This window comes from Allobosea sp. LjRoot90, from assembly GCF_964254315.1.
GTDB lineage: Bacteria > Pseudomonadota > Alphaproteobacteria > Rhizobiales > Beijerinckiaceae > Allobosea.
Genome location: NZ_CAXUTF020000001.1, coordinates 888,625 through 914,186 on the forward strand (window position 1 = coordinate 888,625; position 25,562 = coordinate 914,186).

Sequence of the window (25,562 nt, forward strand, 5' to 3'; positions counted from 1 at the left end):
TACGAGAAGCCCACACAACGAGCGAGCCGAGCGCTAGCGCCCCATCACCACGACGTCGTTGCGATGGACGCGGCCGAGGATGGCGCGGGCCCTTTCCTCGAGCACGTCGCGATCGACGGCTTCGTCGCGCATCAGAGTCAGGCGCTTCTCCCAGTCCTGCCGTTCGCTGGTCAATGCGGCGATCTCGGCCTCCATCTCGCCGAACTTCTCGCGCAGGCCGCCCAGGGTCTCGAGCCCGCGAGCGCCATGCTGCGCATGGAACAGGAAATAGCCGACCACGGCGCTCGACACGAGGTAGAGCGCGAGCGTGACGAGGATGGAGCGGAGGCCGCGACGGATGACCATGCGACCACGGTAGAATCGCTTGGTTTATGCGCCGTTAACGAGGCGCGCCGACGACGTTGAGGGCCGGGTCGGCGGGGGCCGCCTCTCCCCGTCCCAGCGCGATCAGGTCGGCCTCGATCCGGCGTGCGATCGGCAGCCGGTAATGCGCGGGATCCCAGTAGTTGGAATCCTTGCGAGTCAGCACCGAGGGATGCGCATAGTCGGCAATCACGGCCCGCTGGCGCGCAGCGATCGCAGCGATTTCAGCCTTGCAGGCGTTGAGGCGCTGCCAGGCGGCGCTGCCTTCACGCGGCAGCGCGCTGGCGTGCACCGGCGGCAGCACGATCAGGCGCCGTGTCGTTGCCGGAAAGGCCGCCAGCCCCTGTTCCAGCCAGGCCAGCGCTGGAAAACGCCAGCTCGCGCGCTCGGCCACAGGAACCTCGGCGGGCGGCGATTGCGGCGTCAGTTCAGGCGCATGGCCGCCGTGGCCGTGATAAAGGTGGAAACGCGCGCGGGCGAGATCGTAGGTCGCTTCGGGTGGGGTGAAGACCTCGTAGCCATCGCCGCGCAGGCGCTGCGGCTGCAGGCCGAGCCGATGCGCAGCCAGGCGCAAGGCGATCTCGAGCGTGGTGAAGTTGAGCTGCTTTGGCCAGTCGTTCCAGACGCTGTCGTCATAGAGCCAAGGCGGGAACGGCCGCGGTGTCAGCCGGCGCGCCTCGCTGGCCGCATCGGCTTCGCACCAGGTCTGGTCGACACCCCATATCACGATCTTCGGCGCCGCGACGCGGCGTGCGAACAGGCTGGCGAGCTGGGTCTGCTCCCAGGGCGTCGCGGCGTTCATGCCGAGATTGGCGAAGCGGGCCGAAAGCCCCGTCGACAGAATCGCCGGGTCGAGCAGGCGCAGCGTCGAGGTGCCGAACAGCGCCGAATCGAAGGCGCCAGACCTGACGATCTGCGGGTACATGAAGCGCTGGTTGAGATCCATCAGCGGCCGGGCCGGCTGGCCGGCCTGCACGCGCGCCCCATAGGGATCGAGCACAGCGATGAAACCGAACAGCAAAGCCGCCAACGACAGAGCGGCGAGCGCGAACGCCTTGCTCCAGCCGCGCCAGCCTTGCTGCGCACCGGTCGAATTTGCTGCTGTCCTGCGTTCGTTCGCCATTGGCGCGGCTTCTGCCACGATGCGTCCGCCGGAACAATGTTGACCGATGGGCGCGGCCTGCCTATGTCAGCGGCCCAGTGAGGGCGGGTAGCTCAGTGGTAGAGCACGTGACTTTTAATCATGTGGTCGAGGGTTCGATCCCCTCCCCGCTCACCATCCCGATCTAGGACCTTGGTGCCGGCTTCGATCCGGCACGCCGGCCTCAGCCGAGACGGCTGACCGTTCCCCGGGGACGCATCCGACGCTGCGGCGGCATCTGCCCCTCGGTACCAGCACCGCCGAAACCCGGCGCGATCGCTCCCGCATAGCCATCGAGTTCCCAGCAGCGCCAGCGCTGGTAATCCGCGGCCGTCGCGGCTTCCGAGCAGGCGAGCCATTGCGAGCGGGGCCAGAAGGCCGCGGCGGGCTCCACCATCGCGGCCGAAACGAGGGTGGCCAATCCCAGAATCGCGAACTTCCTGCTCATCCTGTCAGGCTCCGAGGCCAGCGCGGCCGACAACCAGCAAAGACGCCCAGCTCTTACCGAAGCACTAAGGTGCCGCTCTCGATGCTGGCTCCCGCCTGTCAGACGACAGACGCATGGCTGCCCATATGCGAACCAAACCTCCGGTTGCGCGTTGTTTGGTCATTCCGCAAATGCGGAAACGACAGGAGGACACCGATGTACAAGCGTCACGTTGCATTGACGGCTATCGGCGGCGTCATGCTTGCCGCCGCTGCCGTTGCGCAGACCTCTGCGCCCTCGAATCAGCCGCCGAGCCCGCAGCCGACCTCGCCCGCGACCAGCGCGCCGGCTGCCCGGGCGCCAGCGGCTGAGACTGCCAAGGCTCCGGAGAACAATCTCGCCGGCCAGGGCAAATGGCGGGCGTCGAAGCTGATGGGTGTCGACATCTACGGTCCCGACAACAAGAAGGTCGGCGACGTCACCGAGGTGGTGTTCGACAAGGCCGGCAAGATCGAGATCGTCACCGTCGGCGTCGGCGGTTTCCTCGGCATCGGCTCGAAGGATGTGGCGATTCCGTTCGAGCAGGTGCAATGGAGCGAGGAGCCAATGGTTACACCGGCGCCTGCTCCGGCGGGCGGCACCGGTGCGGGCGGCGGCAGCGCCGCTGGCAGCACCGCGATGAACGCGCCGCCGGCAGCCAAGAGGGGCCCGGAGATGTATCCGGATCACGGCAAGATCACGATGACCAAGGATCAGCTGACGTCCGCTCCGGCTGTGACCTACGCCGCCCGCTGAGGACGGCTCGACCAGACCATCACAGGCTCGCCCCCTTCGGGGCGGGCCTTTTCTTTGCCCAACGGGTCAATCGTCGAGCTGGGCCAGCATAATCGGGAGGGCTTCCGGCAGGTCGTCGGCAATGAGGCCCATGCCGAGCGCTTCACCGGCGCGCCCGTGCAGCCAGACGGCGGCGCAGGCGGCCTCGAAGGCCGGCACCTTCTGCGCCAGCAGGCCCGCGACAATCCCGCCGAGGACATCGCCCGAGCCGGCGGTCGCCAAGGCGGGCGAGCCGGTATCGTTGATCGCTGCACGTCCATCGGGCGCCGCGATCACCGTATCCGGGCCCTTGAGAACGACGACTGCTCCGGTCAGCCGGGCTGCGTTCCGCGCCCGCTCGAGCTTGCCGCGTCCCGGCTCGAAGCCCGGGATCTCACCGAACATGCGTTTGAATTCACCTTCATGCGGCGTCAGCACAGCAGTGCCGGCGCGGCGACGCAGCTGGGCAATGAAGGCCCGATGCGCACCGATATGTGTAAGTGCATCGGCGTCGAAGACGCAGGGCCAGGCTCCGCGCAAGGCGGCCGCCACCCATGATCGTGCTTCGGCATCGAGCCCGAGTGCCGGCCCGATCAGCAGCGCATCGACCTTTCGCTCCGAAAGCATCGCCTCGAAGGCTGGAGCATTCCCGGCCGAAGCCTGCATCAATGCGTCGGGTCCCCGCGCTGCATGCGCGGCGAGCGCCTCAGGCCGGCAGATTATCGTAGCAAGGCCCGCGCCTATGCGTAGCGCCGCGCGCGCGCCGAGCCGCGGCGCACCGACGCCCGAAAGTCCGCCTGCGGCGACTGCAACAGCACCACGGCCGTATTTGTGAACCCCGGCGGCATGGTCCGGCAGATGTGCACGCCAGAGGGCCGGAGCGTTGCGGAAAGCGGATGGCGCGACCTTGCCTGGCGTAAAAACGATCTCGGGGTTGATCCCGATGTCTGCCAAGGTGAGGACGCCGCAGAGGGCGCGGCCGGGATGAAGCAGATGACCGGGCTTCAGCTGGAAGAAGGTCACGGTCTCGGCTGCTCGGATGGCTGGGCCTTCGGCGAGGCCGGTGTCGCCGTGGACGCCGCTCGGCACATCGACCGCGACGACTGGCCGGCCCGCGGCGTTGACCCGCCCAACCAGAGCCGCGAGCTCGCCGGAGATCGGGCGACGGAGTCCTGCGCCGAAAAGGGCGTCGACGACGAGATCATGCTGTGCCGGATCTACTGCGCCGATCCGCTCGATCGGGCCGGTCCAGGTTTCCGCCGCCAGTGCGGCGTCTCCCTGCAGGGCTGCTCGCTCCCCGGCGAGCGCGAGCATCACGCGGCAACCGCGTTCCGCCAAGAGGCGCGCCGCGACGAAGCCGTCACCGCCATTGTTGCCGGGGCCGCAGAGCACGAGGACGCGCTGGCCGGGCCGGACCCGCCGCGTCACAGCGTCGGCGACTGCCCTGCCCGCTTTTTCCATGAGGACGGTGCCAGGCGTGCCAGCGGCGATCATGGCAGCATCCGCCGCCGCCATCTCGGCGACACTGAGCAGGGCCAGGGCGGGAGGAGCGACGGCTGTCATCGGCGCATCATTGTCCGCCAGCCCAGGCATCCGGGCAAGGACATGCGGCGATATCGATGGTTGCACGCAAGATAGGCATCTGCATAATTTTTAGACGGTTTTTCGCCGCTTCAAGAGGCGGTTTGCCCCCGGCACCATCATGGCGGCTGGCCCGCGCCGATGCTATGAGCAGAACAGGCGAGGTTTTGCTGGACGCGCCAAGTTGCTCCGGAGTGGCCGAGGTGGTCAGAACGGAGGCAGGCTGCGTACAGTGGCGCAAGCTCACGCCAAGGAGGTTGGTCGGCGCATGAAGAAGATCGAAGCGATCATCAAGCCCTTCAAGCTCGACGAGGTGAAGGAGGCGCTGCAGGAGGTCGGTCTCCAGGGCATCACGGTGCTCGAGGCGAAGGGTTTCGGCCGCCAGAAGGGCCATACCGAGCTCTATCGCGGCGCCGAATACGTGGTCGACTTCCTGCCGAAGGTGAAGATCGAGATCGTGCTGGCCGACGACATGGTCGAGCGCGCGATCGAGGCGATCAAGAAGGCCGCCCAGACCGGCCGGATCGGCGATGGCAAGATTTTTGTATCAAGCGTTGAGGGGGCGGTCCGTATCCGCACCGGCGAGTCCGGCGCGGACGCGATCTGAGGATATTTCCCCGACACCCAAGGAATGCGTGCGCCAGCGAAACGCGCGGGCAACGTCAGTCGTGAGACCCTAGCAGTCGACAAAGGAAGTCGTGAGATGAAGAACGCCAAAGAAGTCCTGAAGGCGATCAAGGACAATGACGTCAAATACGTCGACTTCCGCTTCACCGATCCGCGCGGCAAGTGGCAACACGTCACTTTCGACATCACCATGATCGACGAAGAGATTTTCGCCGAGGGCACGATGTTCGACGGCTCGTCGATCGCCGGCTGGAAGGCGATCAACGAATCCGACATGCTGCTGATGCCGGACCCGTCGACGGCCTGCATCGACCCGTTCTTCTCGGCCTCGACCATGGTCATCAACTGCGACGTGCTCGAGCCGGCGACGGGCGAGCCCTATGGCCGTGATCCGCGCGGCATGGCCAAGAAGGCCGAAGCCTACCTCAAGTCGACCGGCATCGGCGACACCATCTATGTCGGTCCTGAGGCCGAGTTCTTCGTCTTCGACGACGTCAAGATCGCTGCCGATCCGTACAACACCGGCTTCAAGCTCGACAATGTCGAGCTGCCGACCAACGGCATGACCGAGTACGAGGGTGGCAATCTCGGCCACCGCATCGCCACCAAGGGCGGTTATTTCCCGGTTCCGCCGCAGGATTCGGCGCAGGACATGCGCGGCGAGATGCTGGCGGCCATGGCAGCCATGGGCGCCAAGGTCGAGAAGCACCATCACGAGGTCGCTTCGGCCCAGCATGAGCTCGGCCTGAAGTTCGACACGCTGACGCACATGGCCGACCAGATGCAGGTCTACAAATACTGCATCCACAATGTCGCCCAGAGCTACGGCAAGACCGCGACCTTCATGCCCAAGCCCGTCTATGGCGACAACGGCTCCGGCATGCACGTCCACCAGTCGATCTGGAAGAACGGCAAGCCTATCATGGCCGGCAACAAGTATGCCGACCTGTCGCAGGAATGCCTCTGGTACATCGGCGGCATCATCAAGCACGCCAAGTCGCTGAACGCCTTCACCAACCCCTCGACCAACTCCTACAAGCGCCTCGTCCCGGGCTATGAGGCCCCGGTGCTGCTCGCCTATTCGGCGCGCAACCGCTCGGCCTCCTGCCGTATTCCGTGGACGACCTCGCCGAAGGCCAAGCGCGTCGAGGTCCGCTTCCCCGATCCGATGGCGAACCCCTATCTCGCCTTCGCCGCGATGCTGATGGCCGGCATCGACGGCATCGTGAACAAGATCGATCCCGGCCCGGCGATGGACAAGGATCTCTACGACCTGCCGCCGCGCGAGCTGAAGAAGATCCCGACCGTCTGCGGCTCGCTGCGCGAGGCGCTGGACTCGCTGAAGAAAGACAACGCCTACCTCAAGGCCGGCGGCGTCTTCAACGACGACTTCATCGAGAGCTATATCGAGCTCAAGATGCAGGATGTGGCGCGCTACGAGATGACGCCGCACCCGGTCGAGTTCGCGATGTACTATTCCTACTGAGTGCTTTTCCGACCGAGCTTTGGGCTCGGTACAGGATTTCCTCCCGACTGCGGCGATCCGCAGTCCACCTTCGAGCCGGGGCGGCGACGCCCCGGCTTTTTTGTTCGCCGGCAGCATTGGGCCCCTTTTCGGCGATTGCCTTTACCGGCTGGCAAAACCTTCGCGATAAACGTTCCTGGTCTGAAAGCTCCCGGAGCGCCGCAATGGCTCTTGCCCAGTCCGCCATCGCATTCGACCGCCCGGCCGGACGCCTCGTCGCCGGCGACTTCGGCACGCGGACCCTGATCGGCGCACTCGACGCCTATGGCGCCCTGTCCCGCCCGCTGCAGCAGCGTGGCCTCTACAAGGCCTGCCGGCTGGTCGGCAGCGTTGCCTGGAGCGGACGGACCGCAACGATCGCGCTCGGCCCCGATGCGCAGATCAGCTTTCCGGCCAGCGACCCCTACTGGAACCGGATGCTGCTCCGTTCCTACGACCATGAACCCGAGATGGCGCGGTTGCTGCGACTGCTCGCAACCGTCGATTACGGGTTTGTCGATTGCGGAGCCAATATCGGCTATTGGTCGGTCTTTGCAGCGTCGGGGGTCGGCGGCAGCAAGCCGGTCCTCGCCATCGAGGCCTCTGCACCCACCTACGGCCAACTGGTTGCCAATGCCGCGCCGCATGCCGGCCTGGTCAAGACCTTTCATCGCGCCATCCTCGATCGCTCCGGCGTCGAGGTCAGCCTCAATGCCGAAGCGCACGAAGCCAGAGGCATCGCAGCCGAGGGCGAGGCCTCGAACGGCGAGACTGTGACCTCGATCACGATCGACGATCTGCTGGACCAGGAGGGCTGGGCGGAGCGCCGGCTCGTGGTCAAGCTCGACGTCGAGGGCGTCGAGCGCGAGGCGCTTGCCGGAATGGAGCGTGCGCTCGGCAGGGACGCGCTGGTGATCTACGAGGATCACGGCTCGGATCCGACGCATGGCCTGACGCGGCATGTCCTCGACGAGCGCGGGCTCGCCGTCCACCTGCTGCTCGATGATCGGGCCGTACGGCTGAAGAGAGCCGACGAGCTCGATGCCTACAAGCGTGATCGCACCAAGGGCTACAACCTGATCGCGCTGCGCGATGCGAGCCAGTGGCCGAGCGTCGCTGCCTAACCCGCGACCGTATCAACCTTAATCGACGATCCTGATGGCGCCGGCGGCGGCGCTGATGGAGGATTTGCTGCCCCTCGCGCAACCTGAACGCAAAATCAGCGGCGCGCCGCAGCCAAAGGTGGATTGATGTCGGCCCGCCAGGACATTCGGAAAGACACGCCGTCGGTCGGCGCTCCCCTGCTCGACAACCTGCAGGTTTGCCGCGCCTTCGCGGCGATCACCGTCGTCACCGGCCATGCCCTGCACGATGCCGGCGTCGTGGCGGCACGCAGGGGCATCGAGTTCCCTGGCTCCGGCATCGACTGGACCTTCGGCGTCGACGTCTTCTTCGTCATCTCCGGCTTCATCATGGTCTATGTCTCGGGCAAGGACTTCGCCAAGCGGGGGTCGGCCTGGACCTTCCTCCGGCGGCGGCTGATCCGGATCGTGCCGCTCTACTGGGCGCTGACGACGATCATGCTGATCGTCGGACTTCTCCTGCCGCAGCTGCTCGCCATACCCGTCGGCTCGTTCCAGTACGTCGCCAGCTCCTATCTGTTCATCCCGGAATGGAGGGTCGGCGCGCCTGTGCCGGAAATCCGCCCGCTCCTGGCGCTTGGCTGGACCCTGAATTACGAAATGCTGTTCTACGTCGCCCTGGCAGGCGTGATGTTCCTGCCGGTGAGACGGGCGATCGCGGTTCTGACGCTCCTCTTCGCTGCGGCGGTGACGGCGCGCTTCACGCTCGACATCCAGCAGACCCAGCTGATGTTCTGGAGCGATCCGATCATCCTGGAATTCCTGATGGGCTGCTATCTGGCCCTGGCCCGCCAGGCCGGCTGGCGCCTACCCACTCCAGCGGCGTTGGTCCTGGCCGCGGCGGGAATTGCCGGCTTGCTGGCGAACTCCGGTGGCGCAGCGGAGCTGCGTCCGCTCATGGTCGGACTACCCGCTCTGCTGCTGGTCGCGGCTGCGGCGCTCGGGCCGACACTGCCCAAGCTGGCGCCGACGCGCTTCGCCATCCTGCTCGGCGATGCCTCCTACGCGCTCTACCTCAGCCACCCACTCGTCATCCGGACGCTGCGTGAGGTCTGGCTGAAGTTCGCCGATCCCGCCTGGCCGCTTTGGCTCTACGCCCTGCTCTGCGTCGCTGCGGCGTCCCTGGCCGCGATACCGATCTATCTCCTGTTCGAGCGCCCGGTGACACGGCTGCTGCAGGGGAAAGCGCAAGGCAAGTCGGAGGCGCCAAAGGATTTCGGAGCAGGCTCCGGTCAGGCAGCAACGGCAAGCGCCGGCCGGTAAGCGCCGATCAGCCGCTCGACGTGGCGCTGGATCGTCAGCGGATCGTCCCAATAGCGGCGATAGGCGGCAGCACCCATGCGCGCGACGACATCGTCGTCCTTCAGGCGCTCCAGGGCCTTCGTCAGCCCCTTACCGTCGCCCCCCTCGACCAGGATTCCGTCCTCGCCATCCTCGATCCAGCTCGCGGGGCCCGTGGTCCGCGCGAGCACGACCGGCACGCCGAGCGAGCGGGCCTCGGCGATTACCAGCGGCCCGGGCTCGTACCAGAGCGAAGGCAGCACGAGGCAGCGTGCCGCGGCGATCTCGTCGAAGACGCGTTCGGCCGGCACCCAGCCAAGGATTTCGGCCTGTGGGTTGATGCGGCCGATCTCGTCGGCGAGCGGCCCCTCGCCGACGAAACGCACGGGCATGCTGGCATCGAGCGCCGCCTGGGCCAGGACATCACCGGCCTTTTCCTGCGTGAAGCGCCCGAGAAAAAGCGCATGCCGATTCTTCGCCACATCGGCGGGAGGCCGCTTCGGCGCTTCCATCATGTTTTCGACTACGACATGCCGCGCCTGCCTCGGCAGGAAGGGCTCGGCGAAGCGGCGGGCGAAGTCGCTGACATGGATAAAGAGCGGCGCCCGGAGCTTGCGCATCGCCTCGTCCGAACGCCACTGCCGGGCGACGCGCACCAGCTTGTGGACATAGGACGCGCGGTCGCAATTGGCCGTGATGCAGCCGACCGACATCGGCTTCTGCTGACAGGGCGCTCCGGCCTTGAAATCGAAATAGCCGCCGACCGGGCAGAACGAGAAGTAGTCATGCATGGTGATCGCGACAGGAAGCCCGCTCTCGCCGGCCGCCGCGATCGCTGCCGGGCTGAAGGCCTTTGTCCATTGATGCAGGTGGACCAACGTTTCGCTGCGCGGCTGGCGGGCAAGAAGCTCGCTCAGGAAGGCATGCGCCGGAGCGTTCCAGATGCCTTGCCGTGCTGCCGCCACCTTGCCGCCGACGTGCCAGATCTCTTCGCCCGGATAGAGCTCGACACTGATCAGCGGGTGGTCGAGCCGGTCCGAGACAGGGCCGATCGCGCAGGCGAAGACGATCTCGACACCGGCTTCGGCAAGCCCGCGCGCACTCTCGATCGCGACCTTGGCGGCACCGCCGTTGACCGAGCCAAAATCGCTGACGATGACCACGCGCATGTAGAGCCTCCCGAGAGAGCTCTTCTAGCCGTCAAAGATTGAAGAAGCGCTGACGGCAGGTCAGCGCAGCGCGACGACCGCCAGACCGATCAAAGCGACGACGGCAGCGGCCCACCAGAGCCGGCGCATCTGCGCGGTCTCGGGGTCCTGCTGTGGGCCGAGGCCGGGCAGCTCTTCATAGGCAAAGGATTCACCGGCAAAGCGCGCAGCCCGTTCGAGGCCGGCGATGCGCATCTTTGGTACTGCGGAACGCGACGCCACGTGACTTCTCCCCTTATGCCAGCTTAGCCGAATGCACGACCGAGCCTAGTCCCGATTCGCCTGCCGATGATCGGACCAACGCTGTTAACGTCAGCTGAACCGGCGCGTCGCATTCGGGGTTCCAGCGGCTGGGCTTGCCATCGTTGAATGACGCTTCGGCGACGGCCTCGCGCTTCCTGCCTTTCGGCGACACTCCGATCGGTTTATTGCGGGTGATCGGCGGGCTATACGGCTCCGGCAGGCGCCCGATTGACCGATGCGGTATCCTGCAGGCAGCGCGAATCAGTAGGCACAATGGCAATGGTGGACGATCTCTTCGGCGATGACGGCGGCAAGGATGCGCGCGCAGAAGCGCCCGCGTCCGCCCCTGTGCCGAAACCGGTTGCGCGCCCTGCCCCAGCGCCGCGCGGCGGCACGGTCTCGGAGGCCGGCTACGACGCCTCCACCATCGAAGTGCTCGAGGGACTGGAGCCGGTCCGGCGCCGGCCCGGCATGTATATCGGCGGCACCGACGAGCGGGCATTGCACCATCTCTTCGCCGAGGTGATCGACAACGCCATGGACGAAGCGGTCGCAGGCCATGCCAGCTTCATCGATGTCGAGCTCTTCGCCGACGGCTCGCTCGCGGTAACCGACAATGGTCGCGGCATCCCGATCGACCCGCATCCGAAGTTTCCGGGCAAGTCGGCGCTCGAAGTGATCATGACGATCCTGCACGCCGGCGGAAAGTTCGACTCCAAGGTCTATGAGACCTCGGGCGGCCTGCATGGCGTCGGCGTCTCGGTGGTCAATGCGCTGTCCGATCTGCTCGAGGTCGAGGTCGCACGCGGCCAGATGCTCTATCGCCAGACCTTCTCGCGCGGCCATCCGCAAGGCCCGCTGGAGACGGTCGGCCGGGCGCCGAACCGGCGCGGCACCCGCGTGCGCTTCCATCCCGATGCGCAGATCTTCGGTGAAGGTGCGCATTTCGTCCCGGCCCGGCTGTTCCGCATGGCCCGCTCGAAAGCCTATCTCTTCGGCGGCGTCGAAATCCGCTGGCGCTGCGCGCCCTCCCTGCTCAAGGCCGAGGGCGACGTTGCGGCCGAAGCGGTCTTCAAGTTCCCCGGGGGCTTGCGCGACTATCTCGCCCGCGAGATCGAAGGCAAGGACCTGGTCGCCGAGCCGATCTTCTCGGGCAAGATCAGCAAGGAGGGCGGCCACGGCTCGCTGGAATGGGCGATCGCCTGGCTCGCCACCGGCGAGGACGGCTTCTCCTCCTCCTATTGCAATACCATTCCCACGTCCGAGGGCGGCACGCACGAGTCCGGCCTGCGCATCGCGCTGCTCCGCGGCCTACGCGACCACGCCGAGCGCATCGGCCAATCGAAGCGGATGGCGCAGGTCACCGCTGATGATGTGATGGCGACCTGCGCCGCCATGCTCTCGGTCTTCATCCGCGAGCCGGAGTTCCAGGGCCAGACCAAGGACAAGCTGGCGACGCTGGAAGCAGCCCGCATCGTCGAGAACGCGCTGCGCGATGCCTTCGACCATTGGCTCGCCGCCTCGCCGCAGCAGGCGCTGAGACTACTCGACTGGTCGGTCGACCGCGCCGAGGAGCGCCTGCGCCGACGCCTCGAGAAGGAGGTCTCGCGCAAGACTGCGACGCGCAAGCTCCGGCTGCCGGGCAAGCTCGCCGATTGCAGCAATGCCGGCGCGGCCGGTTCCGAACTCTTCATCGTCGAGGGTGACTCGGCTGGTGGCTCGGCCAAGCAGGCACGCAACCGCGCCAACCAGGCGATCCTGCCCCTACGCGGCAAGATCCTCAACGTCGCCAATGCGACGCGCGAAAAGCTCAACGCCAATCAGCAGCTCGCCGACCTGATCCTGGCGCTGGGCTGCGGCATCGGCAATCAGTTCCGCGAGGATGACCTGCGCTACGAGAAGGTCATCGTGATGACCGATGCGGATGTCGATGGCGCCCATATCGCCGCGTTACTCGTCACCTTTTTCTGGCGCCAAATGCCGCGCCTGATCGAGAAGGGCCACCTCTATTTGTCGGTGCCGCCGCTCTACCGGCTGCGTCACGGCACCAAGTCCGTCTATGCCCGTAACGATGCCCATAAGGACGAGCTGATGGAGACCGTCTTCAAGGGCAAGAAACCCGAAATCGGCCGCTTCAAAGGCCTGGGCGAGATGATGCCAGCCGAGCTCAAGGAAACCACCATGGACCCACGCAAGCGCTCCTTGCTCAAGGTCATGGTCGATCATGAGAACAAGGAAGAGACCTCCGACACGGTCGAACGGCTGATGGGCAACAAGCCGGAGGCGCGCTTCCTCTTCATCCAGGAGCGGGCCGCCTTCGCCGGCGAGCTGATCGACCTGTGACGCAGCCGGGTGCCGGGCACCCCCGCAAGCTCGCCGGGCTGTGTCGTGACACCGGCGCGCGCATCCTGCGCGCATGCCGACCGATCCTCACGACACCGACCATGACAGCGCCCCGCGACACCACCTTGCGTCCGATCTCTGGCCGCTGACCGCATGGGCGAGCCTGCTGCCACTCCATCTCGACGCGATGCCCAGACCCCGGCCTCGCTCTGGGGCGACATCGAGATCTTCCACGCCATCGCCTCCAGCGGTGGGCTGGCTTTGGCGGCGGCTGCGCTCGGACTGAGCGAGACGACAGTCGCGCGGCGGCTAAAGGCGTTCGAGGCGAGGCTGGGCTTGCCTCTGTTCCGCCGCGGCGCCAACCGCCTGATCCCAACCGGGATCGGCCTTGCGCTCGCGGCAGACGCAGCTGCTGCGGCCGAAGCCGTCGCACGCTTCGAAGCACGGGCGACATCTGCGCGCGCCCGTGACGATGCGCCGGTCCGCGTGACTGCGACGACCTCGATCAGCCTGTTCCTGACGCAACATGCAACCCGGCTTTCGGCCGCGGCAGGAGGCGTCGAGATCGTCATCCTCAGCACCCGTGAGCGCCTCGATCTAGCCCAGGGCGAAGCCGAGATCGCGATCCGCATGCGAAGACCGCCGGAGGGCGCCGGTTATTTCGGCCAGAAGGTCGGCAAGCTGGCGCAGGCCTTCTATGTCCGCCGCGATAGCGACCCGGCGACGGCGCCGATCATCTCGGTCAGCCGGGACGTCTCGTCGCGGATCGAGCAGCATATCCTCGCCTGGGCCGCCGGCCGGCCGATCGCCGCGCGGGTGGGCGATTCCGCCGCGCGCTATGAGAGCATCCGCTCGTCGGGCGCTGTGTCGATGGCGCCCTGCTTCCTGGCCGACGCTGACGCGGCGCTGCTCCGCCTGGAGGATCCGCCCGATGCGACCGCCGACGAGATATTCCTCGTCTCACATGAGAGCGGCCGTCAGCGCCCGGCCGTGCTGGCGGTACTGGAGGCGCTGCGCAAACTGTTCCGCGAGCATCGTGGCAGGCTCGAGGGGCGCTCATGATGGATCAATTTCCATCAGCGGCGATCAGGCGTCGCTAACCAAGTTTTTACAGCAGCCGACGCAAGGTTTCCTCATCGGCGCCTAGCGCCTTGTCTTGCAAGCTCGGAGAGCAGCGATGCGCCTCGTCATCGCCTTCATGCGCAACCAGCGCGGTACCATGGTCGCCGACGTCGCCAAGGCCGGCGCGGCGATCGCGTTCCTTTCCGTCATCGCCGCCAACTTCGTCTCGAGCCAGACGGCGCAACTCGATCGGGATGCGATGCATCAGGCCGCGCAGGCCGCGGCCAAGGGCCAGTCCTTCGACCCGCTCACCACGGGATCGATCGTCAAGCGCGCCGGCGATACGAAGCTCGACCCTTGTGTTGTCCAGCGTTGAGGCTCAGCTGAGCCAGTCCAGCAGCGCGCGCGTCACGATCTGCGGCGCCTCCAGTGTCGACAGGTGGCCGCAGCCCGGAATTTCCAGATAGCGCGCCTTCGTTCCGATGCCGGCGGCGATCTCGCGCGCTTCGTCCGGCGGCGTGATGGCATCCTCTGCACCGACGACGACCAGGGTCGGAACGGAGATCGTCGCGAGAACCGCCCGCGCATCGGGGCGACCCATGATGGCGCGTTGCTGGCGGATGAAGCCCGAGGCTCCCACTGCCTCGGCCATCGCCTTCACTTCGAGCCGCAGCGCTTCATCGGCGAGACGGTCGGGTGCGACCAGCTTCTGCCAGAGCAGCGTCACGACATTGTCGAAGGCGCCCTTCTCAGCCAGCGCGATCATCTGTTCGCGCGGCGCATTGGTTTCGGACGTCGGCGGCTTGGCCGTGGTGTCGAGCAAGGCAAGCCGCGTCACGCGCTCCGGCGCTCGCCGCATCACGTCGAGGGCGATGTAGCCGCCCATCGAGAGGCCGCATAGCGCAAAGCGCTCGGGCGCGGCCGCCAGAAGCCGCTCGACCATGGCCTCGATGGTGTCATCCGCGGTGTTCTCGGCGACGAGAATCTGGCGGCCAGGCGCCAGCGCAAGCCATTGCTGAGCGTAGAGTGCAGGTGTGCAATTCAGCCCCGGGATCAGGACCAGAGATTCCGGCGTCTTCATCGTCACAGCGCTCATTCTTCATTGACCTTAGCGAGCCGGAACCGATCAGATCGACTCAATCTGATCAGTGATCCGGCCCTCACGTTAAGATGAAAACCATTTTCGCCGATCAGCCTTGCGGCGCAGGCTGATCGGAACCGGCTCTAGAATGTTGACTTTGCCCTGTTTTTTCTGCATTGCACGGGCGTCCGAAGGCGCGCAACCCAGCAAAGTCGCGCCACCGTTGCGGTCGATCGGTCATCCCGCCACGTGTCACCGACCTTTGAGAAGCGCAGCTATCGATGTCTTTTGCCGAACTCGGCCTGAGCGATAAGGTTCTAACCGCGGTCACCACCGCCGGCTACACGACGCCCACCCCCATCCAGGCCCAGGCCATCCCCCACGTGCTCGCCCGCAAGGACGTGCTCGGCATTGCGCAGACCGGCACCGGTAAGACCGCTGCCTTCACCTTGCCGATGCTGACCATCCTGGAAAACGGCCGCGCCCGCGCCCGGATGCCGCGCACGCTGATCCTCGAACCGACACGCGAGCTCGCGGCCCAGGTCGAGGAGAACTTCACCCGCTACGGCGTCAACCAGAAGCTCTCCGTCGCGCTGCTGATCGGTGGCGTCTCCTTCGGCGATCAGGACGCCAAGATCACACGCGGCGTCGACGTGCTGATCGCCACGCCCGGTCGCCTGCTCGATCATGTCGAGCGCGGCAAGCTGCTGCTCACCGGCGTCGAGCTGCTCGTTATCGACGAAGCCGATCGCATGCTCGACATGGGTTTCATCCCGGACATCGAGCGGGTTTGTAAACTTGTTCCCTTCACGCGGCAGACCTTGTTCTTCACCGCGACGATGCCGCCCGAGATCACCCGGATCAGCGAGCAGTTCCTGCACAACCCGATCCGTATCGAGGCTTCCCGCCCGGCGACCGCTGCGACCACCATCACCCAGCGCCTGATCGCCTCGAACAGTCAGGATTTCGAGAAGCGCGACACGCTGCGCAAGCTCATCCGCGAAGCCAAGGATCTGCAGAACGCCATCGTCTTCTGCAATCGCAAGCGCGATGTAGCAACGCTGCACAAGTCTCTGCAGAGCCATGGCTTTCCTGCAGTCGCGCTGCATGGCGACATGGACCAGTACGCCCGTATGGCGGCGCTCGAATCCTTCCGCACCGGTGAGTTCCCGATCCTGGTGGCGAGCGATGTCGCCGCCCGCGGCCTCGATATTCCCGCCGTCAGCCACGTCTTCAACTTCGACGTGCCGACCCATGCCGAGGACTATGTCCACCGCATCGGCCGCACCGGGCGTGCCGGCCGTGAGGGCGCCTCCTTCACCATCGTCACGCGCCATGACGAGAAGCTCGTCGCGGCGATCGAGAAGCTGACGGGCATCGGCATCGCCTGGGAAGGTCCTGGGCTCGACGGGCTGCCGCCGGGCGAGCCGCGCGAGGAACGCCGCGGCCGCCGTGGCGACGACCGAAAGGGCGGCCGCCCGCCACGCGGCGGACGCGATGGCAGGCCGCCGCGCGGCGAGCCGAAGACCGAAGCGGCGCCAGCAGCGCGAGAAGCTGCTCCCGCCCGTGAGGCTGCGCCGCCACGCGAGCGCCCGCCCCGCCGCGAACCTGTGCCCGACAATGCCGCGCCGCGTCGCGCCAGCGAACGGCCCCGCACCCCGCGCCGTGACGATCTCGATGACGGACCGCAGGTCAAGGGCCTCGGCGACCACGTTCCGGCCTTCATGCTGCGCCCTGTCCGAGCGAGCTGAAGCGCGCTTCTACGGCAACTTTGCCTTAACCCGATCGTCCTAGGATTGCCCGCGTAGCGGCTGCGGAAGAATTTCGTGGCCGGCGGGGACAGGACGTCATGACAACCAGCCGATCGGGCTTGCCGCAAGCTCACGACCTCGCTGAACAGGTCGTCGCGGCGATGCGTCAGCATTATTCCCCGGGCTATCCCCGCGCGTTCGAGGTCTGGTACGCGCATCTCAGCGGCGAGATGCCGGCGCTCAGCATGGCGATGAACGCCGTGATCGCGGCAAGCAATGGCGAGGTCGGCGCCGCCGACATCGACACGCTCTACGATAAGTTCATCAGCACCGACCGCATCTCGCGCCAGGCTGAGCGCACCAGCCTGCAGGTGCTCGCCGAGATCGACAGCATGATGGCACTGGTCGACCAGGCGCTGAGCTCAAGCGAGGAATATCACGGCCGGCTCTGTGCGATGTCGGAGGAGGTCCCGCTTTCGGCCGACCGGCACAAGCTGCGCGAATGGGTCGAGGCGCTCGTGCTGTCGACGCGCGAGGAGGTTGCGCGCAAGACTCAGCTCGAAACCCAGCTTCGCGAAAGCGCGCACGAAATCCATAATCTGCGCGAGGCGCTGGAATCGACACGGGCCGAAGCCCTGACCGATCCTCTCACCGGCCTCGCCAATCGCCGTCATTTCGAAGAAATGCTGCAGAAGGCGATCGATCAGGCGACGCTGCGGCGCGAGCCCTTCGCGCTGGTCATGGCCGACATCGATTTCTTCAAGCACTTCAACGACATGCATGGCCATCTCACCGGCGATCAGGTGTTGCGCCTGGTCGCCAAGACGATGAAGGACAAGTTCAAGGACAAGGCGATCATCACCCGCTTCGGCGGCGAGGAGTTCGCTATCATCCTGCCGGAAGCCGATGTCGTCGCCGGCAAGTTCGGCGCCGAGACCGTGCGTCAGGCACTGCTGACCCGCGAGCTGGTGAAACGCTCGACCAATGAGAGCCTCGGGCGCATCACCATTTCGCTCGGCGTCGCGGTCTATCGGCGCGGCGACACGGCGAGCTCGATCGTCGAGCGCGCCGACAACGCCTTGCTGCAGGCCAAGCGAGACGGCCGCAACCGCACCATCACCGAGGACGCGATCCAGGACGCGGCGAAGGTCGCCTGAGCGACCCTCGTTTCATTCACTGATCGGCGAGCGCGTTCTCTGCGCGCGGCTTGATCTCGACCGATTCGCCGCAGCCGCAGGCCGAGACCTGGTTCGGGTTGTTGAAGACGAAGGTCGAGGAGAAGCGGTCGCTCTTGAAATCGAGCTCAGTGCCGAGCAGGAACAGCACCGCCTTGGCATCGACGATCACCGTCGCGTCCTTCTCGGTCACGACCTCGTCGCCCTTGTTGACCGCGCGGGCGACCTCGAAGGTGTATTCCATGCCGGCGCAGCCGCCCTTCTTGACGCCGACGCGCAAGCCGAGCGCGGGCGCATCGGGATCGTCACGCCCCGACTGCGCCATGACGGCGCGAATGCGGGTCGCGGCGGCATCGGTCAGCGAGACGACCTTCAGGCCGGGTATCGAAAACATCCTCGTCCCTCCTCGACCGGATTCAAGGTCCGGTGAAAACAGGATTGCAGACAGCAACATAAGGATTGGTGAGCGCAACGTCGAGATGCACCGGCCGGGATGGCGCCATTTGCTTGCGTCCATTGCATGGCGCGCAGGCCCGTGCACTCTGCCCCGACCATTTTCACATCCGACAGATCGCCATGCCCTCGTATCGTCTGCACCGGCCCGACGCGCTTCGCGCCCTCACCCGCGCCATGATCACCGCCGCCGGCTGGAGCGAGGATGAAGCGAATGAGACAGCCGAGCATCTGGTGCTCGCCAATCTCAGCGGCCATGACAGCCATGGCATCGGCATGCTGCCGCTCTATTTCAACTCGCTCGCCGACGGCAATCTGAAGCCGCAGGCCAAGCTCACCATCCGCAGCGAGGCGGGGCCCTTCCTGATTGCCGACGGCAATGTTGCGCTCGGCCAGCCGACTGCCCGCAACGCGGTCAACCGCGCCATCACGATCGCGCAGGCTGGCGGCGTCGCCGTGCTCAACCTGCTCGATTCCCACCATATCGGCCGCATCGGCCACTATTCCGAAGTCGCGGCGGCTGCCGGCCTGATCTCGGTCTTCTGGGTCAATGTCGCCGGCCGGCCGCCGATCGTTGCGCCCTTCGCCGCCAAGGAGGCACGCTTCGGCACCAATCCGATCTCGATCGGCCTTCCGGTGCCGGGCGGCGAGCCTTTGATCCTCGACTTCGCCACCAGCCGCATGGCGCATGGCAAGGCGCGCGTCGCGCTCAACAAGGGTGTCAACGTGCCGGAAGGCTACATCATCGATGGCGAGGGTCGCCCGACTACCGAGCCGAGGCACGTCTTCCTGCAGCCGGATCTGCCGCTCGGCGCGCTCCTGCCCTTCGGCGACCACAAGGGTGCCGGCCTTTCGCTGATCGCCGAATTGCTGTCAGCTGGGCTGATGGGCGCTGCGCGCATCGACGAGAAGCCGCACAAGAGCTGGATCATCAACTCGCTGTTCGGCGTGCTGATCGATCCGGCGCGGCTCGAGCCGGATGCCGCCTTACGCCAGCAGCGAATCGAGAGCTATCTCGCCTTCGTCCGCGCTGCAGTGCCGCAGGATCCCTCGCAGCCTGTGCTGGCGCCGGGCGACAAGGAGCGCGCCACCCGCATCCAGCGCGAGCGCGACGGGATTCCGCTCGACGCCGAGACCTGGTCGCAGATCGTCGCAGCCGCCAAGGCCCATGGCGTCGATGCAGAGAACTTCTAACGATCGTTAGATGCCTGGTTACTCGCGATTGCGCGTGTTCTGCTCGGCGCCCTTCTGGTGCGCCAGCCAGGGCTCGCGGCGGATAGTCCAGAGCTCATAGGCGGGCACCAGCGCGCTCGGCGGGCTGTCCAATGTGCCGAGCTTGATCTCGATCTCGTCGGACCCGTCCGCCCAGCAGAACAGCGGCGAGCCGCATGTCGGGCAGAAGCGCTCGCCTCCTGCCCGGCTCTGCCAGCAACCGAGCTCGCCCGAGAGGGTTGCAGCGGCCTTCGGCCAGATCCCGAAATAGGAGAAGGTCGAGCCGGAGCTTTTCCGACAGGTCTCGCAATGGCAGATGCCGACGCGGATCGGCTCGCCGTCAAGTTCGTAGCGGACCTGTCCGCAATTGCAGCCACCGGAGAGTTTCATCGTCGTCTCGCGTTCGGAGTTAGCGCTCTGGGCAGCAGACCAACGGCGCGTGGTTCGGGTCGGTTCCACAGAGCCCTTTCCATCAACCCTCAGCCTAGATGGCCAGGGCCGGCTCCGTCACTCCGGAAGCCCGGCCTGGCGGAAGCCCTCGACGAAGCGCTCGAGCATGGCCTCATCGCGGAATGGCTCCATCGCAGCCCAGTGGCGGATGCTGAAATCCGGATTGCCGACCAGGAAAAGCTCTGCCTCCGCGCGCGCCTCGTCGAACCGGCCCAGCTGAGCAAGGCTAGCCGCCAGAAAACGGCGTGAGCTCGTCCGATGGGTCTCGTCCCGGCGCAGCGCCTCGACCGCGGCTTCGTGCTCACCGGCGGCATAGAGCGCCTGGCCAAGCGGCAGGTAGTACCAGCTCGCCGGAAACGGGTTCAGCCGGAACGCCTTGCGAATATGGTCGAGGCCTTCGTCGACCCGCCCGGCCAGCACCGTGATGTCGGACAGGGCAGCCCATGCGTCGGCTTCGTTCGGGTCGAGCGCGATTGCCCTGGCGAATTCGACATCCGCGTCGGCGAAGCTGCGTTCATAGGCGAGCAGATAGGCCAGGGCCCAGCGGCAGCCGGCATCGCCCGGATCGATCGCGACGGCCTTGCGCGCCAGCTCCAAGGCAATGCCGCGGGATGCCTCGGTCGGCCCACCGGAGTGCACCCAGCCCATCCAGTGATTCAGGGCAAGCCAGCGATAGGCCTCGGCATAGTCCGGATCGAGCGTCACAGCGCGCGTCAGCAGCAGATGCGCTTCCTGCGCTGCCTGCGGCGTGTCGTCCATCAGTCGGCGCGCCCGCACGCAGAGATCATAGGCTTCGAGGCTTTTCGGGCGATGGCGCGGCGGTGGGGTACGCAGCCGGCCGAGCAAGGCCTCGACGATCCTGGCGGTGACCTCGTCCTGAACCGCAAAGATATCGTCCAGGCCGCGATCGAAGCGCTCCGCCCAGAGATGATCGCCGCTGACAGCGTCGACCAGCTGCGCGTTGATGCGCACGCGTCCCGCAACGCGCCGTGCGCTGCCTTCCAGCAGGTAGCGCACACCGAGCTCCTCGGCGATCTCGCGCACGTCCCTCGCCTTGCCCTTGTAGGCGAAGGCCGAGTTGCGCGCGATGACGAACAGGTCCGGGGTCCTGGACAGGTCGGTGATCAGGTCTTCCGTCAGCCCATCCGCGAAGGATTCCTGCTCGGGATCATTGCTGAGGTTGACGAAGGGCAGCACGGCGATCGAGGGCTTGCTCGGCAGCGGCAAGGGCTTTCGCCTGGCATCGCCCAACTGTTCGACAACCCCGGTGAAGCGGTAGCCGACGCGTGGGACCGTGATGATCCATTCGCCGCCGCCGGCGGGCGCACCGAGCAGCTTGCGCAATTGCGCGATCTGGACGGTGAGATTGCCCTCCTCGACGGCCGTGCCCGGCCATGCCGCATCCATCAGCTCGGCCTTGCCGAGTATCTCGCCGGGCCTTTTGACGAGTGCCGCAAGCAGCCTCAGCCCGCGATAGCCGACGGCAATAGGGACATCGTTCCGCAGGAGCGTTCCCAAGGCTGGGTCCAGCACGAACAGACCAAAGGCAAAGCGCGATCTCCGCATGGGCCGATTCCATAGCCGGTTTGGAGGTTTTTGGAACTCTTTGGGCGCGCTTAAGGACGGTGCTGCCCGCATGCCGCAGAACTCAACCTCCTTCAGATCGAGGGGCCCGTCCTTCGAGCCATAGGGAGGTTGCCATGAACGATACTCCCGCCTCGCTCCTGCGAAGCATCCTTGCGACCTGGCGCGAGCGCATTCGCGCTCGCTGGAAGCTCACGCAGATGGCGCGGGAAAATCCCCATCTGCTCAACGATATCGGCCTCACGAGACAGCAAGTCGAGACGGAGATCGCCAAGCGGTTCTGGCAACGCTAGGGCGAATGCGGCAAAGTTTCCGCATTACCGCTCCGCGATAGCAGGACACCATGACTCTCGCCGAATACAACGCCTTCTGCGCCGCCCTACCCGCGACCAGCCATGTCGTGCAATGGGGTGGTGCCGATGTCTGGAAGGTCGGCGGCAAGGTGTTCGCGCTGGCTCGCGCTGACGCCGAAGGCACGCTGTTCGTCTCGTTCAAATGCTCGCCAATGGCCTATGAGATGCTGCGCGATGCGCCGGGCTGCCGCCCTGCCCCTTACCTCGCCTCGCGCGGGATCAAGTGGATCCAGCGCTTCTCTGACGAGAGCCTGCCGGACGACGCTTTCCGCGACTATCTGCGCGAGAGCCATCGGCTGGTCGCGGCGGGGCTGACGCGCAAGCTCCGCAAGGAGCTCGGGTTCGACGGTTGAGCGGCTACGGTCTTCCACTCACGTCGGCGATGTCGCCGCGATAGGCGATATGGACCTTGTTGCCGTCGGGATCGCGCAGATAGGCGCCGTAATAGCCCTCGCCATAGTGTGCGCGCGGTCCTGCCGCGCCCTCATCCTGTCCGCCGGCCTTCAGGCCCGCCGCGTAGGCGATGTCGACAGCCGTTGGGGACGGGGCCAGGAACGCGACCATGCTACCATTGCCGGCCCTCGCGGGCTGGCGATCGAACGGCTCATAGACATAGAAGCGCGGCAGGCTCTGACCGGGCATGATCCAGCATAGTGCAGCCGGCCCGCCATCCGGTGTGACCGGTCGCCGCTTCAGGCCAAGCGGCAGGAGCACGGCATCGTAAAAGCGGCCAGCGCGCTCGAGGTCGCTGCTGCCCACCGTGACATGGCTGAACATCGCGCGCGCCCTAGACCGTCGCCTCGCCGCGCAGCACCGGTACGCAGCCACCGCCGACGGTCGCGCGGATCTTGCCGTCGACGCGCCGGGCCGCGACATGCAGCAGGCTCGGGCGGCCCATCTCGACGCCCTGCGTGATGTCGAAGGCGACACTGTCCTTGTCGGAGAGCGATAGGGTTAGTGCCGCCAGGGTGGCGCTGGCGCTGCCGGTCGCGGGATCTTCCCAGGTACCGGCGAGCGGCGCGAACATGCGGGCGCGGACGCTGTCGCCATCCCAGGCGTAGAAGAAGATCGACAGGCGCCCCTCAAGGGCCGGATTGGCCTGTTCGAGCCGGCGATAGGCCGCGATATCAGGCAGCGCGCGCGTCAGCGCCTCCGGCGTGACCTCGACGAGGACGAACTTGACGCCGACAGAGGCCTGCTGCGGCGGATGGCGGCCGGTGAGGACATCCTCGGTCGCAAGGCCGGCGCAGGCCGCAATGGCGTCGGCCGGCAACTGGATGTCGAGCGAGAGCGCCTGCGGCGCGGCGATGGTCGCGCCCGTCACCAGCCCGGCGGCATTACGGGCAACCCGGACCTCGACGAGGCCGGCCAGCTCCTCGAACAGCAGGATGCCGTCGCTGTCGCGGCCATGGCCTGCGAGCACGCAGGCGGTGCCAACATTGGGATGGCCGGCGAAGGGCATCTCGGCGGTGCGATGGAAGATGCGGACGCGCGCCGTGTTGGCCGGATCGCTCGGCGGCAGCACGAAGGTGGTCTCGCTGTAGTTCATCTCCGCCGCCAGCGCCTGCATCTCGGCATCGGAGAGGCCGCGCGCATCGGTGAAGACGGCGAGCTGGTTGCCGCCGAAGCGGCTGTTGGTGAAGACGTCGACGGTCTCGAACGGGTAGGACGGCATGGCGGTCTCCGGCAGCCTGATCAGGCCCGGAGACTGCCACCCGACGCGGCGCCAGAGAAATCAGGATTCGGAATGCGACCGATCAAGCGGCGGCGCGCTCAGGCCCACCAACGCTCACTGACCGGGAAGTGGCCGGCCGCTTCCTCGATCACCCGGCCGAGCGAGAACAGCGTCTCCTCGTCGAAGGGGCGGCCGATCAGCTGCAAGCCGAGCGGCAGGCCCTGGCTGTCGAGGCCAGCCGGCACGGCAATGCCGGGCAGGCCGGCCATGTTCACCGTCACCGTGAAGACGTCGTTGAGATACATCTCGACCGGGTCGGCCGAGCCCTTCTCGCCGATGCCGAAGGCGGCGGATGGCGTCGCCGGCGTCAGAACGGCGTCGATGCCCTGGTCGTAGACAGCTTCAAAATCGCGCCTGATCAGCGTGCGCACCTTCTGGGCGCGCAAATAGTAGGCGTCATAATAGCCCGAGGACAGCACATAGGTGCCGATCATGATGCGGCGCCGGACCTCGGCGCCAAAGCCGGCGGCGCGGGTCTTCTCGTACATCTCGACGATGTCGCGGCCCTGCTCGCGCAGGCCGTAGCGGACGCCGTCATAACGCGCGAGGTTCGACGAGGCCTCCGCCGGCGCGACGATGTAATAGGCCGGCAGCGCGTATTTGGCGTGTGGCAGCGAGATCTCGACGATCTCGGCGCCGGCCGCCTTCAGCCAGTCGATACCCTGCTGCCAGAGCGCGTCAATCTCGGCGTTGAGGCCCTCCAGGCGATACTCCCGGGGGATGCCGATCTTCATCCCCTTGACCGAGCGCCCGACCGAGGCCTCGTAGTCAGGCACAGCGCGATCGACCGAGGTGGTGTCCTTCGGGTCGTGCCCGGCCATGGAACGCAGCATCACCGCGCAGTCGCGCACGGTCTTGCCGATCGGCCCGGCCTGGTCGAGCGAGGAGGCGAAGGCGACGATGCCCCAGCGCGAGCAGCGGCCATAGGTCGGCTTGATCCCGACCGTGCCGGTGAAGGCGGCCGGCTGGCGGATCGAGCCACCGGTATCGGTCGCAGTGGCGGCGAGGCAAAGATGCGCGGCGACGGCCGCAGCCGAGCCACCGGACGAGCCGCCGGGCACGAGATGGTTGCCCTCGATCGCACCGGCAGCCCCTGCCCCGACATTCGTGCCCTGGCGGCGCCACGGGTTGACCACCGGCCCGAAGGCCGAGCTCTCGTTCGACGAGCCCATGGCGAATTCGTCATTGTTGAGCTTGCCGAGCATGACGGCGCCGTCGCGCCAGAGCTGCGACGAGACGGTCGACTCATAGGGTGGCACAAAGTTGCCGAGGATGCGCGAGCAAGCGGTGGTGCGTATGCCCTTGGTCGCGAACAGGTCCTTGATGCCGAGGGGCAGGCCCTCCAGCGGGCCGGCCTCGCCCTTGGCCAGCTTCTCGTCGGAGGCGGCAGCCTGCTTCAGCGCGTGCTCAGGGGTCTCCAGCACATAGGCGTTCAGCGCCCTCGCCTGCTCGACGGCGGCGATATGGGCCTTGGTGAGTTCGGTGGCGGAGAACTGCTTGGCCTTCAGCCCGTCGCGGGCGTCGGTCAGGGTCAGGCGGGTGAGATCGGTCACGGGGAATATCCGTAAAACATATGCGGTCGGGCGATGACGGTGAGCGGAGCGCCTCAGGCGCTCACTCGATCACCTTCGGCACCATGAAATAATTGTCCTCGGAGGCCGGCGCGTTGGCGACAATCTCGGCGGCGATCTCGCCGTCGGTCACGACGTCCTGGCGCTTCTTCATCACCATGGGGGTGACCGAGGTCATCGGCTCGACGCCGGAGACATCGACTTCGTTGAGCTGCTCGACGAAGCCGAGGATGGCGTTGAGCTCGCCTTGCAGCTTCGGCACATCCGCATCATCGACGGCGATGCGCGAGAGATGCGCGACGCGTTTGACGGTGGCGGCGTCGACCGACATGGGCGGGCTCCTGCTGGGATCGGCGCAACGGCGCCGGAAATGGTTGCGAGGCGTATAGCGCGCGGGCTGCAAGAAAGTAAGTAAGCGCTTATTGAAGTCATCGCGTCATTGCGAACGGAGCGAAGCAATCC

27 protein-coding genes and 1 tRNA gene are annotated in these 25,562 nt (G+C 66.4%); 14 read left to right on the plus strand and 14 right to left on the minus strand.

Annotated elements, in window-relative coordinates:
- Positions 1 to 33 precede the first annotated feature (33 nt).
- Positions 34 to 345, minus strand: coding sequence for an FtsB family cell division protein (locus tag ACSQ3M_RS04260; RefSeq protein WP_436148814.1), 312 nt, complete (start codon positions 343 to 345; stop codon positions 34 to 36).
- Between the two features lie 34 nt (positions 346 to 379).
- A complete protein-coding gene (locus ACSQ3M_RS04265) occupies positions 380 to 1,486 on the minus strand; it encodes a hypothetical protein (protein WP_436148815.1) in 1,107 nt (368 codons plus the stop codon).
- Positions 1,487 to 1,567: 81 nt separating this feature from the next.
- Between ACSQ3M_RS04265 and ACSQ3M_RS04270 the strand changes: the two genes are divergently transcribed.
- A tRNA-Lys gene (locus tag ACSQ3M_RS04270) sits at positions 1,568 to 1,642 on the plus strand.
- Positions 1,643 to 1,688: 46 nt separating this feature from the next.
- Here the strand turns inward: ACSQ3M_RS04270 and ACSQ3M_RS04275 are convergent.
- Entirely contained in the window at positions 1,689 to 1,952 is a 264-nt protein-coding gene (locus ACSQ3M_RS04275; RefSeq protein ID WP_436148816.1) for a hypothetical protein, read from the minus strand.
- 195 nt (positions 1,953 to 2,147) lie between these two features.
- Between ACSQ3M_RS04275 and ACSQ3M_RS04280 the strand changes: the two genes are divergently transcribed.
- Positions 2,148 to 2,726, plus strand: coding sequence for a PRC-barrel domain-containing protein (locus ACSQ3M_RS04280; RefSeq protein ID WP_436148817.1), 579 nt, complete (start codon positions 2,148 to 2,150; stop codon positions 2,724 to 2,726).
- 66 nt (positions 2,727 to 2,792) lie between these two features.
- Here the strand turns inward: ACSQ3M_RS04280 and ACSQ3M_RS04285 are convergent, their stop codons facing one another.
- Positions 2,793 to 4,307 carry an NAD(P)H-hydrate dehydratase gene (locus ACSQ3M_RS04285; protein WP_436148818.1) on the minus strand — a complete coding sequence of 505 codons (1,515 nt, stop codon included), beginning with the start codon at positions 4,305 to 4,307 and terminating at the stop codon, positions 2,793 to 2,795.
- 286 nt (positions 4,308 to 4,593) lie between these two features.
- Between ACSQ3M_RS04285 and ACSQ3M_RS04290 the strand changes: the two genes are divergently transcribed.
- The 4 genes from ACSQ3M_RS04290 to ACSQ3M_RS04305 all read left to right on the plus strand — a co-directional run bounded on the left by ACSQ3M_RS04290 (position 4,594) and on the right by ACSQ3M_RS04305 (position 8,861).
- A complete protein-coding gene (locus ACSQ3M_RS04290) occupies positions 4,594 to 4,932 on the plus strand; it encodes a P-II family nitrogen regulator (RefSeq protein WP_436148819.1) in 339 nt (112 codons plus the stop codon).
- A 96-nt stretch (positions 4,933 to 5,028) separates the two neighbouring features.
- A complete protein-coding gene (gene glnA / locus ACSQ3M_RS04295) occupies positions 5,029 to 6,438 on the plus strand; it encodes a type I glutamate--ammonia ligase (RefSeq protein ID WP_436148820.1) in 1,410 nt (469 codons plus the stop codon).
- Between the two features lie 203 nt (positions 6,439 to 6,641).
- Entirely contained in the window at positions 6,642 to 7,580 is a 939-nt protein-coding gene (locus tag ACSQ3M_RS04300; protein WP_436148821.1) for an FkbM family methyltransferase, read from the plus strand.
- A 126-nt stretch (positions 7,581 to 7,706) separates the two neighbouring features.
- Entirely contained in the window at positions 7,707 to 8,861 is a 1,155-nt protein-coding gene (locus ACSQ3M_RS04305; RefSeq protein ID WP_436148822.1) for an acyltransferase family protein, read from the plus strand.
- On the opposite strand, the gene ACSQ3M_RS04310 is transcribed toward ACSQ3M_RS04305, so the two are convergent.
- Together ACSQ3M_RS04310 and ACSQ3M_RS04315 are read right to left on the minus strand one after the other, a co-directional pair.
- Positions 8,831 to 10,048 (minus strand): glycosyltransferase family 4 protein, encoded by a 1,218-nt coding sequence (locus ACSQ3M_RS04310; protein ID WP_436148823.1) that lies wholly within the window; start codon positions 10,046 to 10,048, stop codon positions 8,831 to 8,833. The two genes, ACSQ3M_RS04305 and ACSQ3M_RS04310, sit on opposite strands and share 31 nt — an antisense overlap.
- A 60-nt stretch (positions 10,049 to 10,108) precedes the next feature.
- Positions 10,109 to 10,309 carry a hypothetical protein gene (locus tag ACSQ3M_RS04315; protein ID WP_436148824.1) on the minus strand — a complete coding sequence of 67 codons (201 nt, stop codon included), beginning with the start codon at positions 10,307 to 10,309 and terminating at the stop codon, positions 10,109 to 10,111.
- A 294-nt stretch (positions 10,310 to 10,603) separates the two neighbouring features.
- Between ACSQ3M_RS04315 and parE the strand changes: the two genes are divergently transcribed.
- The 3 genes from parE (at position 10,604) to ACSQ3M_RS04330 (ending at position 14,111) form a co-directional block, all read left to right on the plus strand.
- Positions 10,604 to 12,673 carry a DNA topoisomerase IV subunit B gene (parE, locus tag ACSQ3M_RS04320; RefSeq protein ID WP_436148825.1) on the plus strand — a complete coding sequence of 690 codons (2,070 nt, stop codon included), beginning with the start codon at positions 10,604 to 10,606 and terminating at the stop codon, positions 12,671 to 12,673.
- A 153-nt stretch (positions 12,674 to 12,826) separates the two neighbouring features.
- Entirely contained in the window at positions 12,827 to 13,735 is a 909-nt protein-coding gene (locus ACSQ3M_RS04325; protein ID WP_436148826.1) for a LysR family transcriptional regulator, read from the plus strand.
- A gap of 115 nt (positions 13,736 to 13,850) precedes the next feature.
- Positions 13,851 to 14,111 (plus strand): hypothetical protein, encoded by a 261-nt coding sequence (locus tag ACSQ3M_RS04330; protein ID WP_436148827.1) that lies wholly within the window; start codon positions 13,851 to 13,853, stop codon positions 14,109 to 14,111.
- A gap of 3 nt (positions 14,112 to 14,114) precedes the next feature.
- Here the strand turns inward: ACSQ3M_RS04330 and ACSQ3M_RS04335 are convergent, their stop codons facing one another.
- Positions 14,115 to 14,831 carry an alpha/beta fold hydrolase gene (locus ACSQ3M_RS04335; protein ID WP_436148828.1) on the minus strand — a complete coding sequence of 239 codons (717 nt, stop codon included), beginning with the start codon at positions 14,829 to 14,831 and terminating at the stop codon, positions 14,115 to 14,117.
- Between the two features lie 266 nt (positions 14,832 to 15,097).
- Between ACSQ3M_RS04335 and ACSQ3M_RS04340 the strand changes: the two genes are divergently transcribed.
- Positions 15,098 to 16,567 carry a DEAD/DEAH box helicase gene (locus ACSQ3M_RS04340; RefSeq protein WP_436148829.1) on the plus strand — a complete coding sequence of 490 codons (1,470 nt, stop codon included), beginning with the start codon at positions 15,098 to 15,100 and terminating at the stop codon, positions 16,565 to 16,567.
- Positions 16,568 to 16,665: 98 nt separating this feature from the next.
- Entirely contained in the window at positions 16,666 to 17,724 is a 1,059-nt protein-coding gene (locus ACSQ3M_RS04345; RefSeq protein WP_436148830.1) for a GGDEF domain-containing protein, read from the plus strand.
- A gap of 16 nt (positions 17,725 to 17,740) precedes the next feature.
- Here ACSQ3M_RS04345 and ACSQ3M_RS04350 read toward each other — a convergent pair whose 3' ends face one another.
- Positions 17,741 to 18,136, minus strand: coding sequence for a HesB/IscA family protein (locus ACSQ3M_RS04350; protein ID WP_436148831.1), 396 nt, complete (start codon positions 18,134 to 18,136; stop codon positions 17,741 to 17,743).
- Positions 18,137 to 18,318: 182 nt separating this feature from the next.
- Between ACSQ3M_RS04350 and ACSQ3M_RS04355 the strand changes: the two genes are divergently transcribed.
- Positions 18,319 to 19,389 (plus strand): malate/lactate/ureidoglycolate dehydrogenase, encoded by a 1,071-nt coding sequence (locus ACSQ3M_RS04355; RefSeq protein ID WP_436148832.1) that lies wholly within the window; start codon positions 18,319 to 18,321, stop codon positions 19,387 to 19,389.
- 18 nt (positions 19,390 to 19,407) lie between these two features.
- Here ACSQ3M_RS04355 and ACSQ3M_RS04360 read toward each other — a convergent pair whose 3' ends face one another.
- Positions 19,408 to 19,797, minus strand: coding sequence for a GFA family protein (locus ACSQ3M_RS04360; RefSeq protein ID WP_436148833.1), 390 nt, complete (start codon positions 19,795 to 19,797; stop codon positions 19,408 to 19,410).
- 117 nt (positions 19,798 to 19,914) lie between these two features.
- Entirely contained in the window at positions 19,915 to 21,423 is a 1,509-nt protein-coding gene (locus tag ACSQ3M_RS04365) for a winged helix-turn-helix domain-containing tetratricopeptide repeat protein (RefSeq protein WP_436148834.1), read from the minus strand.
- 134 nt (positions 21,424 to 21,557) lie between these two features.
- Between ACSQ3M_RS04365 and ACSQ3M_RS04370 the strand changes: the two genes are divergently transcribed.
- Entirely contained in the window at positions 21,558 to 21,734 is a 177-nt protein-coding gene (locus ACSQ3M_RS04370) for a DUF1127 domain-containing protein (RefSeq protein WP_436148835.1), read from the plus strand.
- A gap of 50 nt (positions 21,735 to 21,784) precedes the next feature.
- Complete coding sequence (locus ACSQ3M_RS04375) at positions 21,785 to 22,147, plus strand: MmcQ/YjbR family DNA-binding protein (protein WP_436148836.1); 363 nt, start codon at positions 21,785 to 21,787, stop codon at positions 22,145 to 22,147.
- 4 nt (positions 22,148 to 22,151) lie between these two features.
- On the opposite strand, the gene ACSQ3M_RS04380 is transcribed toward ACSQ3M_RS04375, so the two are convergent.
- The 4 genes from ACSQ3M_RS04380 to gatC all read right to left on the minus strand — a co-directional run bounded on the left by ACSQ3M_RS04380 (position 22,152) and on the right by gatC (position 25,431).
- Positions 22,152 to 22,571, minus strand: a complete 420-nt coding sequence (locus ACSQ3M_RS04380; protein WP_436148837.1) for a VOC family protein — start codon at positions 22,569 to 22,571, stop codon at positions 22,152 to 22,154.
- 10 nt (positions 22,572 to 22,581) lie between these two features.
- Positions 22,582 to 23,469, minus strand: coding sequence for a PhzF family phenazine biosynthesis protein (locus ACSQ3M_RS04385; RefSeq protein ID WP_436148838.1), 888 nt, complete (start codon positions 23,467 to 23,469; stop codon positions 22,582 to 22,584).
- A 98-nt stretch (positions 23,470 to 23,567) separates the two neighbouring features.
- Positions 23,568 to 25,082 carry an Asp-tRNA(Asn)/Glu-tRNA(Gln) amidotransferase subunit GatA gene (gatA, locus tag ACSQ3M_RS04390; RefSeq protein ID WP_436148839.1) on the minus strand — a complete coding sequence of 505 codons (1,515 nt, stop codon included), beginning with the start codon at positions 25,080 to 25,082 and terminating at the stop codon, positions 23,568 to 23,570.
- 61 nt (positions 25,083 to 25,143) lie between these two features.
- Positions 25,144 to 25,431, minus strand: coding sequence for an Asp-tRNA(Asn)/Glu-tRNA(Gln) amidotransferase subunit GatC (gatC, locus tag ACSQ3M_RS04395; protein WP_436148840.1), 288 nt, complete (start codon positions 25,429 to 25,431; stop codon positions 25,144 to 25,146).
- Positions 25,432 to 25,562 lie beyond the last annotated feature (131 nt).

Bases quoted from the DNA above. Each gene is read 5' to 3' on its own strand.
- ACSQ3M_RS04305 (WP_436148822.1), top strand. From the start codon at position 7,707: ATGTCGGCCCGCCAGGACATTCGGAAAGACACGCCGTCGGTCGGCGCT.
- ACSQ3M_RS04370 (WP_436148835.1), top strand. From the start codon at position 21,558: ATGAACGATACTCCCGCCTCGCTCCTGCGAAGCATCCTTGCGACCTGG.
- ACSQ3M_RS04325 (WP_436148826.1), top strand. From the start codon at position 12,827: ATGGGCGAGCCTGCTGCCACTCCATCTCGACGCGATGCCCAGACCCCG.
- ACSQ3M_RS04380 (WP_436148837.1), bottom strand. From the start codon at position 22,571: ATGTTCAGCCATGTCACGGTGGGCAGCAGCGACCTCGAGCGCGCTGGC.
- ACSQ3M_RS04375 (WP_436148836.1), top strand. From the start codon at position 21,785: ATGACTCTCGCCGAATACAACGCCTTCTGCGCCGCCCTACCCGCGACC.
- ACSQ3M_RS04355 (WP_436148832.1), top strand. From the start codon at position 18,319: ATGCCCTCGTATCGTCTGCACCGGCCCGACGCGCTTCGCGCCCTCACC.
- glnA (WP_436148820.1), top strand. From the start codon at position 5,029: ATGAAGAACGCCAAAGAAGTCCTGAAGGCGATCAAGGACAATGACGTC.
- ACSQ3M_RS04345 (WP_436148830.1), top strand. From the start codon at position 16,666: ATGACAACCAGCCGATCGGGCTTGCCGCAAGCTCACGACCTCGCTGAA.
- ACSQ3M_RS04350 (WP_436148831.1), bottom strand. From the start codon at position 18,136: ATGTTTTCGATACCCGGCCTGAAGGTCGTCTCGCTGACCGATGCCGCC.
- ACSQ3M_RS04275 (WP_436148816.1), bottom strand. From the start codon at position 1,952: ATGAGCAGGAAGTTCGCGATTCTGGGATTGGCCACCCTCGTTTCGGCC.
- ACSQ3M_RS04285 (WP_436148818.1), bottom strand. From the start codon at position 4,307: ATGACAGCCGTCGCTCCTCCCGCCCTGGCCCTGCTCAGTGTCGCCGAG.
- ACSQ3M_RS04280 (WP_436148817.1), top strand. From the start codon at position 2,148: ATGTACAAGCGTCACGTTGCATTGACGGCTATCGGCGGCGTCATGCTT.
- ACSQ3M_RS04290 (WP_436148819.1), top strand. From the start codon at position 4,594: ATGAAGAAGATCGAAGCGATCATCAAGCCCTTCAAGCTCGACGAGGTG.
- ACSQ3M_RS04340 (WP_436148829.1), top strand. From the start codon at position 15,098: ATGTCTTTTGCCGAACTCGGCCTGAGCGATAAGGTTCTAACCGCGGTC.
- ACSQ3M_RS04330 (WP_436148827.1), top strand. From the start codon at position 13,851: ATGCGCCTCGTCATCGCCTTCATGCGCAACCAGCGCGGTACCATGGTC.
- ACSQ3M_RS04265 (WP_436148815.1), bottom strand. From the start codon at position 1,486: ATGGCGAACGAACGCAGGACAGCAGCAAATTCGACCGGTGCGCAGCAA.
- ACSQ3M_RS04260 (WP_436148814.1), bottom strand. From the start codon at position 345: ATGGTCATCCGTCGCGGCCTCCGCTCCATCCTCGTCACGCTCGCGCTC.
- gatC (WP_436148840.1), bottom strand. From the start codon at position 25,431: ATGTCGGTCGACGCCGCCACCGTCAAACGCGTCGCGCATCTCTCGCGC.
- ACSQ3M_RS04300 (WP_436148821.1), top strand. From the start codon at position 6,642: ATGGCTCTTGCCCAGTCCGCCATCGCATTCGACCGCCCGGCCGGACGC.
- ACSQ3M_RS04310 (WP_436148823.1), bottom strand. From the start codon at position 10,048: ATGCGCGTGGTCATCGTCAGCGATTTTGGCTCGGTCAACGGCGGTGCC.
- parE (WP_436148825.1), top strand. From the start codon at position 10,604: ATGGCAATGGTGGACGATCTCTTCGGCGATGACGGCGGCAAGGATGCG.
- ACSQ3M_RS04365 (WP_436148834.1), bottom strand. From the start codon at position 21,423: ATGCGGAGATCGCGCTTTGCCTTTGGTCTGTTCGTGCTGGACCCAGCC.
- ACSQ3M_RS04360 (WP_436148833.1), bottom strand. From the start codon at position 19,797: ATGAAACTCTCCGGTGGCTGCAATTGCGGACAGGTCCGCTACGAACTT.
- ACSQ3M_RS04385 (WP_436148838.1), bottom strand. From the start codon at position 23,469: ATGCCGTCCTACCCGTTCGAGACCGTCGACGTCTTCACCAACAGCCGC.
- ACSQ3M_RS04335 (WP_436148828.1), bottom strand. From the start codon at position 14,831: ATGAGCGCTGTGACGATGAAGACGCCGGAATCTCTGGTCCTGATCCCG.